The sequence below is a fragment of the Lacimonas salitolerans genome (genome assembly GCF_042677865.1).
GTDB lineage: Bacteria > Pseudomonadota > Alphaproteobacteria > Rhodobacterales > Rhodobacteraceae > Lutimaribacter > Lutimaribacter salitolerans.
This window is the reverse complement of sequence record NZ_JBHUDD010000041.1, coordinates 100,678-111,932: the sequence shown is the minus strand read 5'-3', so window position 1 is coordinate 111,932 and position 11,255 is coordinate 100,678. Positions and strand designations below refer to the sequence as shown.

General features: G+C 64.8%; 9 protein-coding genes. All 9 read right to left on the bottom strand.

Annotated features, from left to right (window positions below; all coding sequences use genetic code 11):
• Positions 1 to 272: 272 nt before the first annotated feature.
• Positions 273 to 533, bottom strand: a complete 261-nt coding sequence (locus ACFTOW_RS05985) for a hypothetical protein (RefSeq protein ID WP_379914067.1) — start codon at positions 531 to 533, stop codon at positions 273 to 275.
• A gap of 239 nt (positions 534 to 772) precedes the next feature.
• Positions 773 to 1,615, bottom strand: coding sequence for a Stf0 family sulfotransferase (locus tag ACFTOW_RS05980; RefSeq protein WP_379914065.1), 843 nt, complete (start codon positions 1,613 to 1,615; stop codon positions 773 to 775).
• Positions 1,616 to 1,632: 17 nt separating this feature from the next.
• Positions 1,633 to 3,612: an RNA polymerase sigma factor RpoD gene (gene rpoD, locus ACFTOW_RS05975; RefSeq protein ID WP_379914063.1), complete on the bottom strand. Its 1,980-nt coding sequence runs from the start codon at positions 3,610 to 3,612 to the stop codon at positions 1,633 to 1,635.
• A gap of 123 nt (positions 3,613 to 3,735) precedes the next feature.
• Positions 3,736 to 5,670, bottom strand: coding sequence for a DNA primase (gene dnaG, locus ACFTOW_RS05970; protein ID WP_379914061.1), 1,935 nt, complete (start codon positions 5,668 to 5,670; stop codon positions 3,736 to 3,738).
• 51 nt (positions 5,671 to 5,721) lie between these two features.
• A complete protein-coding gene (locus ACFTOW_RS05965) occupies positions 5,722 to 6,030 on the bottom strand; it encodes a hypothetical protein (protein WP_379914059.1) in 309 nt (102 codons plus the stop codon).
• 65 nt (positions 6,031 to 6,095) lie between these two features.
• A complete protein-coding gene (locus ACFTOW_RS05960; protein ID WP_379914057.1) occupies positions 6,096 to 6,641 on the bottom strand; it encodes a sarcosine oxidase subunit gamma in 546 nt (181 codons plus the stop codon).
• Entirely contained in the window at positions 6,634 to 9,564 is a 2,931-nt protein-coding gene (locus ACFTOW_RS05955; RefSeq protein ID WP_379914055.1) for a sarcosine oxidase subunit alpha family protein, read from the bottom strand. Before ACFTOW_RS05955 ends, ACFTOW_RS05960 begins: the two co-directional genes overlap by 8 nt.
• A complete protein-coding gene (locus ACFTOW_RS05950; RefSeq protein ID WP_379914053.1) occupies positions 9,561 to 9,833 on the bottom strand; it encodes a sarcosine oxidase subunit delta in 273 nt (90 codons plus the stop codon). The genes ACFTOW_RS05955 and ACFTOW_RS05950 overlap by 4 nt, the downstream gene beginning before the upstream one ends.
• A gap of 69 nt (positions 9,834 to 9,902) precedes the next feature.
• Complete coding sequence (locus tag ACFTOW_RS05945) at positions 9,903 to 11,156, bottom strand: sarcosine oxidase subunit beta family protein (RefSeq protein ID WP_379914051.1); 1,254 nt, start codon at positions 11,154 to 11,156, stop codon at positions 9,903 to 9,905.
• Between the last annotated feature and the right edge of the window lie 99 nt (positions 11,157 to 11,255).

Here is an 11,255-nt window from a genome sequence, read left to right as displayed (position 1 = left end):
CCGCCCCAGCCCAGTCCGATACAGTCATGACCCAACCCTCCCATTCCCTCGAATAGAGTTGAATCAGAGATCTCCGATATCCGCAACTGTAGTATTATCCTCCATACCCAGAACTATAGTGCATAGAGCGGGCCGGGTTCTCACGATTGGGTGAGAACGACGCATATGCCAAGGCGCAGGCAGCGCAGCATTGGCTTTGCCCGACCCGCCCTGTGCCACAAACGCGAAAGGGCAGGCTTTCGCCTGCCCTGAGACCGAACGTGGTTGCGCACTCAGGCTGCTTTGGCCTCGGTCTGCGCGGGTGCAATCACCACACCGTTTTTTTCCAACCGGCGCATTGCAACCAACGCGGCCTTGGTCTTTTCCCGACGCGCATCACCCCAGGCCGCCTTGATCGTGGCATCATCGGCCTCGGGGTTGGATTTCTTGAACTCGGCCGTCCAGAACGCCAGCGCGATCTTGCGGGCAATCTTGCGGCGGGCCTTTTTTTCTTCGTTGACCGCATTGGCAGTCGTCTGTTCGATATCTTGCATGATTGTGATCCTGATGAGACTATATCCGCACTATCACAGTGCCGGGTTTTCCCGGTGATATGCGTGGGTGCAGGTTACCGCGCCCGTCACATTCGCGCCAGAAGAACTTGCGTCAACCTGCCGAAAATCGCTCAAATCGACCCAAAAACCGCCCATAACAGCCCAAAACGGGCATTTTTGCCGATGCGACGTTTCAACCAAGACTTCCGCGCAACGCCGGGCTGCAACAGCGTCGACAATCATCCTGTCCGCAAAACACTGGCCGTCAAATCGGAACGAAACCGGGCCACCATGTCAGACTTGGCCAACATGATCTGCTTTTGCATCCGTGTCTGTGGCGCGATCCAGTCTTGGGCATCCATGCCCAGAAAATCGGCCAGCGTGTGCACGGTCTGTGTCGGGCGCGCGACCATCTGTTCATAAAGGATGGTCTGCGCCGGCAGGCCCGACACAGTTGCCAGAACCTCGATATCGCAATTCGCTTTCTGCACGCTGTGCAACTTGCGGCGCAGGTCGTCAAAGTCGTACTCGACATCGGGGTCCACTTCCTGCGCGGACTGCTGTCGCGAGGTCCAGACCTTGGTTGCCTGTGCAAAATGCAGCGATACGGCCTGCGCCACCAGATCATTGCGCCGGATGTGAATGATACGCGCGGTGCGAAACATGGCCGGAATGTTCCAGCGCAGCAAAAACGATATCTGGCCTGGCGCGGCCTTGACGCCCCAAAGCCGCTGGCCCGCCTGACGTTTCACCAGATGACGGATGTAATCGGGAAACGAGCCGATGCCGGCATCTTCCGAGATGCGCCGGATCATCGGGGCATTCAGGGATTCACCAAACCCGCCGCAGCCGGGCAAACTTGACAGATATTCCCCCAGCAGGTTGGAGCCGCTGCGGTTGAAGAAAGCCAGAATGCACAGATCCGCATCGAAAACCGGTGCGTCGCCGTCGAACCGGAGTGTGGAAAACCTCTCGCGGATTTCCTCTTCGTGCTGACCGCCGTCCACGACCCCGCCAAGCGCCGCACCAAGCCGCGCGTCGCGATTCCTTGCCTTCCACCAGCTAAACGGAGTCCAACCCAAGAACCGCCAGTCCCGACCTACTGATCCAGAAACGACCGCAGCTTGCGGCTGCGGCTGGGATGTTTCAGCTTACGCAGGGCCTTGGCCTCGATCTGGCGGATGCGTTCGCGGGTCACGGAAAACTGCTGGCCCACTTCCTCAAGCGTGTGGTCGGTGTTCATGCCGATACCGAACCGCATGCGCAGAACACGCTCCTCGCGCGGGGTCAGGCTGGACAGGACACGGGTGGTGGTTTCCTTCAGGTTCTCCTGAATGGCGGAATCCAGCGGCAGGATCGCGTTCTTGTCCTCGATGAAATCGCCAAGCTGGCTGTCTTCCTCGTCGCCAATGGGCGTTTCGAGGCTGATAGGCTCCTTGGCGATCTTCATCACCTTGCGGACCTTTTCCAGCGGCATCTGGAGTTTCTCGGCCAACTCCTCGGGCGTGGGTTCGCGGCCGATCTCGTGCAGCATCTGGCGGCCCGTGCGCACCAGCTTGTTGATCGTCTCGATCATGTGGACCGGGATGCGGATCGTGCGCGCCTGATCGGCGATGCTGCGGGTGATCGCCTGCCGGATCCACCATGTGGCGTAGGTGCTGAACTTGTAGCCCCGGCGATATTCGAACTTGTCCACCGCCTTCATCAGGCCGATATTGCCTTCCTGAATGAGATCAAGGAATTGCAGGCCGCGGTTGGTGTATTTCTTGGCAATCGAGATGACCAGACGCAGGTTGGCCTCAACCATTTCCTTCTTGGCTTGGCGGGCTTCCTTTTCGCCCTTCTGGACCTGCTGCACGATGCGGCGGAATTCGCTGATATCCAGACCCACGTACTGACCGACCTGCGCCATGTCCGCGCGCAGTTCCTCGATCTTGGGGGTCGACCGCTCCATCAGCATCTTCCAGCCGCGCCCGGACTTCTCGGCCATGTCGTCCAGCCAGTTCGGGTCCAGCTCGCGGCCACGGTATTCGTCGATGAACTCGCGGCGGTTGATGCGGGCCTGATCGGCCAGCTTGACCATCGCGCTGTCGATCGACATCACGCGGCGATTGATGCCATACAGCTGATCGATCAGCGCCTCGATCCGGTTGTTGTGCAGGTGCAGTTCGTTGACCAGCAACACGATTTCGGACCGCAGCGACTGATAGGTTTCCTCTTCGGCGGTCGAGAAACTGGAGTCCTCGTTCAGGGTTGCGGAAATCCGGCTGTCCTGCATGGCGGACAGGCGGGCATAGTCATCCGCAATCCGGTCCAGCGTTTCCAACGCGCGCGGCTTCAGCGCCGCTTCCATGGCAGCCAGGCTCATGTTGGCCTGCTCGTCCTCGTCGTCGTCGCCGTCGGTGTTCAGCGGATTGCCGTCGGCATCCAGCTCGGGCTGATCGTCCTTCTTCTCGGAGGGCGCAGCGGACACATTGGCAGCCTCGACCACGGACTCCTCGACATCTCCTTCCATCTGGGTGCCAAAGGTGGCGTCCAGATCGATCACATCGCGCAGCAGGATATCCTCGGACAGCAGTTCGTCGCGCCAGATCGTGATCGCCTGAAACGTCAGCGGGCTTTCACACAGGCCCGCGATCATCGTGTTGCGCCCGGCCTCGATCCGCTTGGCGATGGCGATCTCGCCTTCACGGCTCAGCAGTTCGACCGAGCCCATCTCGCGCAGGTACATGCGCACCGGATCATCCGTGCGGTCCAGCTTTTCCGCCGTCCCGCTGGACAGCGTCACGTCACGGTTGGACGAGGTTTCGACGATCGCCGTCGATTTGCCGTCGTCGTCGTCGGTTTCCTCTTCCTCGATGATGTTGATGCCCATCTCGGACAGCATCGACATCACGTCCTCGATCTGTTCGGAACTCACCTGGTCGGGTGGCAGCACCTGGTTGAGCTGATCATAGGTGATGTAGCCGCGCTCGCGCGCCTCGGCGATCATCTTCTTGACCTGGGTCTGGCTCATGTCGAGCGAGACTTCGGCTTCGCTGACGTCCTGTTGGCTGTCTTCGGCGTCTTTGGCTGCCATTCATTGCTCCTGCAAGGTGCGTCGGGCGTGAGGTGATTCGCTGTGAGTCCGAATCAATAACGCGTTACGGGTGATTCGTGCACCGTTTACCCAGTTTTGTTTACCTAATCCTCACCGGAACCTCTAGCGGCCCGGTTTCGAATACGTGATCTTGCTGAGCAGCGCGTCAAATGCGCTGCGTTCGTCGCGGTCTATCATCATGCCATTGTCCCCCTGATCATAGGCGGCCCTGTCCTCTTGCTGGCTGCGCAGGGCGCGGTTGCACGCCTCTGCCGCCTCGCGCAACCGCCATGTCAGCGCCTCGTTTGCCAGCCCTGTCATCTCTTCGGCGGCCTCGGCCACCTCGGCATCCAGACCGCGCAGCGCGATCAGCTTGCCGAACACTTCCGACAGGGTCAGACGGGCCTGCTCGGCATCTCCGGGATGTCGCACCGCAGGACATATGGCGACGTGGGGAGAGTGCATGAGGTTTTCAAGGGCCTCTCCCCCCAGATGTGCGGCCACGGCCTGCTGCGCATCCTCCCCCGGCGGCAGTCCCAGCAGCACGGTGCGGATCGCGGCATGATCGGGATCGCGGCATTCCATCCGCTCAAGCTGTGTCTCGACCTCTTCGATCAGCTCGGGCGTAACCACCAAAGTGGCCAGGATCACCGCCTCGCGGATATGCTCCTGTACATGATCCCCCGCCCCCGCCAGGACCGAGGATTTCGTGCTCGCCTGCGGCGTGCCCGGCGGCTGCCATTTGCGCCCTTTCGGTCCGCTGCCCCCGGGCCGGCGCGGGTTGAACAACTGCCAGCGCATCTCCTTGATAGCCTGCCCATAGTGGCTGCGGATCGAGGGGTCGGCGATGGTCTTGATCCGCTCACGCAGGCTGCGGTCCAGCGCGGCGCGCCGTTCGGGGCTGTCGAAAACCTGTCCTTCGGTCTCGCGCCGCCACAGCAGGTGCACCATCGGCAGCGCCTGGTCCAGCAAGGTCTGCATGGCCCCTGCCCCGCTGGCGCGGATCAGATCGTCGGGATCTTTCCCCTCGGGCATCAGCGCAAAGCGCAGGGATTTTCCCGCCTCCAACAGCGGCAGCGCGATGTCGATCACCCTGTGCGCGGCGCGCAGCCCGGCCTTGTCGCCATCCAGTGCGATCACCGGCTCGTCCGCGATCCGCCACAACAGGCGCAACTGATCCTCGGTCACGGCGGTGCCCAGCGGGGCCACCGTGGCCGCAAACCCCGCCTGCACCAGCGCGATCACATCCATGTAGCCTTCGGCCACGATCAGGGTCTGGCCCTTGCCTGCCGCCTCGCGCGCCGGGCCATGCCAGTACAGGCTGCGGCCCTTGTCGAACAGCTCGGTCTCGGGACCGTTGAGGTATTTCGCCCGCGCGTTCGGGTCCATCGCCCGGCCGCCAAGCGAAATGCAGCGCCCGCGCGGATCGCGGATCGGAAAGATGATGCGCCCGCGAAACCGGTCATAGGGCGCGCGCCCATCGTCGGGTCGTGCCGCCAGCCCGGCATCGATGATCTTTTGCGGGTCCACGCCCTGCCCGGTCAGATGGGCAAACAGCGCGTTGCCCTCGGGCGCATAGCCCAGTTCGAACCGCTCTTGCGCCGCCTGGTCCAGCCCACGCTGCACCAGATACTCGCGCGCCGCACCCGCCGCCTGCTGGTTCAGCGACAGGCGAAAGAATTTCACCGCCCGCTCCATGATCTCGGCCAGTTCGCCGCGCTTGTCGGCTTTTTGCGCGGCTTGCGGGTCACGGGCGGGCAACGTCATCCCGGCTTCGCGGGCCAGGATCTCGATGGCTTCCATGAAGTCCACATTCTCGGTCTCGCGCACGAAACTGATCGCGTCACCCTTGGCGTGGCAGCCAAAGCAATAATAGAACCCCTTGCGGTCATCCACATGGAAAGACGCGGTTTTTTCCTGATGGAACGGGCAAGGTGCCCACATGTCGCCCTTGCCCTGATTGGACTTGCGGTTGTCCCACATCACCTTGCGGCCCACCACCTGTGTCAGGCTGGTGCGGCTGCGCAACTCGTCAAGGAATCCGGGGGGCAAACTCATGCCCTTGAATATCGGGCCTGTGCGCGGCTTTGTCCAGATGCGCGCCTGCGATCAGGGCTTGTAGCCTTCGCATGCGGCGCGGAATTCACCGGCCACATCGGCCTCAAGCTCGGCCGCGTTCAGCGAAAAGATCCAGCCCACCAGCGGGCTGACCGCCTCGGTATAGGGTGCCTCAAGATCGGCGCGGGCGCGGGTGATCTGGCGGATCGCGCGGTTTTCGTTTCGCCCCTCGGCGCGGATTTCCAGCGCCTGCGCCACGATCTCGGTCTGCGCATCGCAGCGCGCCATGCGCTCGGCTTCGGTTTCGGCATGGGCCGCGCTTGCGGCGGCAAGGGCCAGAACGGCCAGGACTGTTCGCATGGTCTGCATCCTTTCAGACTGACTGACCTGTTGATGGCAAAGCCGATGCCGGGGTGCAAGCCCTGTCAGCCCCGCGCTGCAACGGCGCGCATCGCGATCTCCAGATCATGCACCAGCGTCGCGGCCATCGACCGGAACACCATCACCTGCCACGCCTGATCGCCCGTGCGCAGCACAGCCCCCTGCATGTGCGCCAGATCGCTGCGCGCGCAGGTGCCCGCAGGGAAAACCGCATCGCGCAGGTCCAGCGGCGTCAGCCGCGCCAGCACATCGCGCGCGCCGGCCCCGTGCAGGCGCACCACCGCCCATGCGTCGGATTGATCGGTCAGCGCCGCATGGGCCGCCAGCGCCGGATCAGGCGCCGCGCCCGTAAGCAACGCATGGGAATGGCCGAACCACATGATCCGCGCCGCGCCCTGCACCATGCGTTGCCCCGGCGCGGGCCAGCCCAGCCCATGCGCCGCCTGCAAGGCATCCGCCAGCCCGCCCGTCTGCCCCTTGAACGGGGCCAGCGCGGTCATCGGCCCTGCCGCGGCCTCCTCGGCCGTGACCGACCCTACGGTGATGGGCAGCAGCCCGGCACAGGGCGTCGTTGCCAGCAATTCAGCCACGCGCGCGCCCTCCGTCCTTGTCGAAAAACACCGGATCCACCACCTGCACCTGCGTCTCGACCCCGCGCATCCGATCCACCATGCGCAGGGTGTCGCCCATCCGCGCCACCCCGCCCGAGACAAAGCCAAGCCCGATGAAATGCCCGCAAGTGGGCGAGAATCCGACCGAGGTGATGTAGCCCAGATCGTTGTCGGGCTGCGTGTAATCCTCCGGGCCAAACAGATGCGCGCCTGCCGTCAACTGCTTGACCGCCCCCATCGGAACCAGACCCACCAGTTGCGCGCGACCCTCGTCCACCAGCCCCGGACGGGCCGCCATGGTCTTGCCGATACAGTCTTTCTTGCCGCTGATCATCCGGCCCATGCCGATGTCGAAGGCCGTGGTGCGCCCGTGGATTTCGGAATGGGTGATGAACCCCTTTTCGATGCGCAGCACGTTCAGCGCCTCCATCCCGTAGGCGCCGCCGCCCATCGCCTCGGCCCGCGCCACGAGGTCCCGGAACAGGCTGTCGCCAAACCGTGCGGGCACGGCGATCTCATAGGCATGCTCGCCCGAGAACGAGATGCGGAACAGCCGCGCGGCAATGCCATTCACCGACACCGCGCCGCAGCCCATGAACGGAAACGCCGCATCGTCCACCGGCGCATCCAGCAGCCCGTTCAGCAACTCGCGCGATTTCGGCCCCGCCACGGCAAACTGCGCCCACTGCTCGGTCACCGAGATGAAGCTGACATCAAGATCGGGCGCCAAGCATTGATGCACGAATTCCATATGCTTCATCACCGGCCCAGCGGCGGCGGTTGTGGTGGTCATCACAAAATGCGCCTCGGCCAGTCGCGCCGTGGTGCCGTCGTCCATCACATGGCCATCTTCGCGCAGCATCAGCCCGTAGCGCGCGCGCCCCACCTTCAGGGTCGAGAACGTGTTGACATACAGCAGGTCCAGAAACGCCCCCGCGTCCGGACCCTGTATGTCGATCTTGCCCAGCGTGGACACATCACAGACACCCACGGCATTGCGCATCATCCCCACCTCGCGGTCGCAGCTTTGCCGCCATGTCCGCTCGCCCGTGCGGGGGAAATAGCTGGGGCGATACCACAGCCCCGCCTCGATCATCGGCGCGCCCATCTCGACGCTGGCCGTGTGGCTGGTGGTGAACCGTTGCGGGGCAAACCCCTTGCCTTGCGCCCCCGCCCCCAGCGCCGCGATCGGCACCGGCACGAAGGGCGGGCGAAAGGTGGTGGTGCCGGTTTCCGGGATGCCGCGCCCCGTCGCATCGGCCAGCACCGCCAGCGCGTTCACGTTCGAGCTTTTACCCTGGTCCGGGGCCATGCCCTGCGTGGTGTAGCGTTTCATATGCTCAACGCTGGTGAAATTCTCATCCGCGGCCTGGCGCACGTCCTTGACCGTCACATCGTTCTGGAAATCCAGCCAGGCACGCCCCTTGCCCGGCACCGTCCACAAGGGCGCGATGCGATAGGGCGCATCCTCGGCCTGCGGCAGGTCCGTCGCGGGGGCGCGATGCCCCAGATCGGCAATCACCGCGCGCGCGGCCTCGGCCCCGGCGGTCAGACAGCCGTGGGTAGAGAATACCCCGGCGCAAGCCCCCGCAGCGGTCATGCCCGGCACGGCACCTGCCCGCGGTATGAATGCGGCCAGCTCGGGCGACCATTCGGGCCGCCCGCCCAGGTGACATGTCAGGTGCATCGTCGGGTTCCATCCGCCCGACATGGCCAGGCAATCGGCCTGCACCTTCTCGACGCCGCCGACCGTCGCGATGCTGACCGATGCGACGCCGCTGCGCCCCTGCACGTCGCAGACCTGCGCCCCGGCATACAGGCGCACCGGCAGATCCGTGCGCGCATCGGCCCGCGAATCCACCAGCGCCGCCACATGCACGCCCGCGGCCAGCAGATCGGCCACCGTGCGATGGGCATCATCGTTGTTGCCGAACACCACCACCGCGCGCCCCGGCGCCACCGCCCAGCGATTGACATAGGTGCGCAGGGCCCCGGCCATCATCACGCCGGGCCGGTCGTTGTTGCGAAACGCGATGGGCCGCTCCAGTGCGCCCGCCGCCAGGATCACCCGCCGCGCCGTGATCCGCCAAAAACACGCCTGCGGCGCGCCGTCGCGCGCGGCCACATCGGGCGCAAGACGCTCCAGCGCGCCATAGGTGCCACCGTCATAGGCCCCGGTCACGGTGGTGCGCGTCATCACCCGCACATTTGCCAGCGCGCGCAGTTCCGCCACGACCCCCGCTGCCCACTCTGCGCCCAGCTGGCCAACCACCTCGATCCGCTCGGCATTCAGCCGCCCGCCGGGGCGCGTGTCCTCGTCGCACAGAATCACATCCAGCCCCGCGCGCCCCGCCTCCAGCGCCGCCATCAGCCCCGCAGGCCCCGCGCCGATCACCAGCAGATCGCAATGGGCAAAGGCACGCTCGTACCGATCCGGGTTGTGCTGGCCCGATAGCGCCCCCAGCCCCGCCGCGCGACGGATCAGCGGCTCGTACAGCCGCTCCCAGAATTTCGCGGGCCACATGAAGGTCTTGTAGTAAAACCCCGCCCCCAGAAAGGGTGCCGCCAGATCATTCAGCGCCAGCAGATCATAGTCCAGGCTGGGCCAGCGGTTCTGGCTGCGCGCATCCAGCCCCTCCACCAGTTCCACCATGGTGGCGCGCTGGTTGGGGTCCTGCCCTGCCCCGCTGCCCAGCGTGACCAGGGCGTTGGGCTCTTCCGATCCGGCGCTGAAGATCCCGCGCGGGCGGTGATACTTGAACGACCGGCCCACCAGCCGGACATCATTTGCCATCAGGGCCGAGGCCAGCGTATCGCCCGCAACCCCCTGATACCGCCGCCCGTCAAAGGTGAAGGACAGGGCCTGCGCCCGGTCGATCTGCCCGCCTGTCGCCAGCCTCATGCAGCACCCCTTTTGACGTCGCGGGCCAGTTCCGCGCCGAACACCTCATGCGTGACGGTGTCGCGCGCCACGACCAGCCACGCGCCGCAGCCCTGCCCGTGAAACCACAGGTCGCGCGTCGGCCCCGCCGGGTTGTCGCGGTTGTGCAGATAATCGTCCCACACCACGTCGCCCGCATCCGGCGCGGGCCGGTCCAGCGCCTGTGCGTGGCCCATGTAGTCGAACTCGCGGATGTCTCGGCTGCCGCAGATCGGACAGGGCATCCTCATCGCCGTGTCCCCTGCTTCATCTTGCCGAATAAACTCCCGCCGGGGGCTCCCGCACTCGGCCAGGCAGCGCTAATGCAAGTTATGCTGCGCACCGGTGCCCTCCTCGTCCATAATCCCTGCACCGGTGCGGAAGCGGTCCAGCCGCAGCCGCGCCGCCGCCTTGTGGGGCCTGTCCTGCGCCAGCAGATGGGCAAAGCAGTTACCCGACCCCGGCACCGCCTTGAACCCGCCATAGCACCAGCCGCAATTGAGATAGAGACCGGCAATGTCGGTCCGGTCGATCACCGGGCTGCCATCGGGCGACATGTCCATGATGCCCCCCCAACTGCGCAGCACCCGCGCCTTGCCGATCATCGGCATCAGCGTCATCGCCGCCTCCATCACATGCTCGGCCATGGGCAGGTTGCCGCGCGCGGCATACGAAGCGTAGAAATCCAGATCGCCCCCGAACACCAGCCCGCCCTTGTCGGACTGGCTGATATAGAAATGCCCCATGCCAAAGGTCACGACATGGTCGATCACCGGGTTCAGCCCCTCGGTGACAAAGGCCTGCAGGATGTGGCTTTCGATCGGCAGGCGCATCCCCGCCATCGCCGCCACCTGGCTGGACCGGCCCGCCACCACGATGCCCACCTTTTTCGCCCGGATCGCCCCGCGCGAGGTCTGCACGCCGCGCACCTGACCGGCTTCGATGTCGATGCCCGTGACCTCGCAGTTCTGGATGATGTCGACGCCGCGCTGATCCGCCCCCCGCGCAAATCCCCAGGCCACCGCATCGTGGCGCGCGGTGCCGCCGCGCGGATGGTACAGCCCGCCGTAGACCGGAAAGCGGATATTGTCGAAATCCAAGTAAGGCACCAGCCTGCGCACGCCGTCGCGGTCCAGCAGCACCGCATCGTCGCCCTGGATCGCCATCGAATTGCCGCGCCGCGCGGCATAGTCGCGTTGCCCGTCCGAATGAAACAGGTTCAGCACGCCGCGCTGGCTCATCATCGCGTTGTAGTTCAGATCCTGCTCCAGCCCCTCCCACAGCTTCAGGGAATGGCTGTAGAATTCGGAATTGCCCGGCAGGTTGTAATTGGCGCGCACGATGGTGGTGTTGCGCCCCACGTTGCCGCCGCCGATATAGCCTTTTTCCAGCACGGCCACATTGGTCAGCCCATGCTCCTTGGCAAGGTAATAGGCGGTCGCAAGCCCATGCCCGCCGCCACCGATGATCACGATGTCATATTCGGGTTTCGGGGCCGGATCGCGCCAATGCGGCTGCCAGCCACGATTGCCGGTCAACCCTTCCTTCAGGATGCGCAGGCCCGAAAACCGCATGAGATACTCCCGCCTCGACCGGTCCCAGACAACCAAGTCCCGGCCAGACTAGCAATGCTGGTCGGGCCGCCGGGCTGCGCTTTTCGACAGGAACTGGTC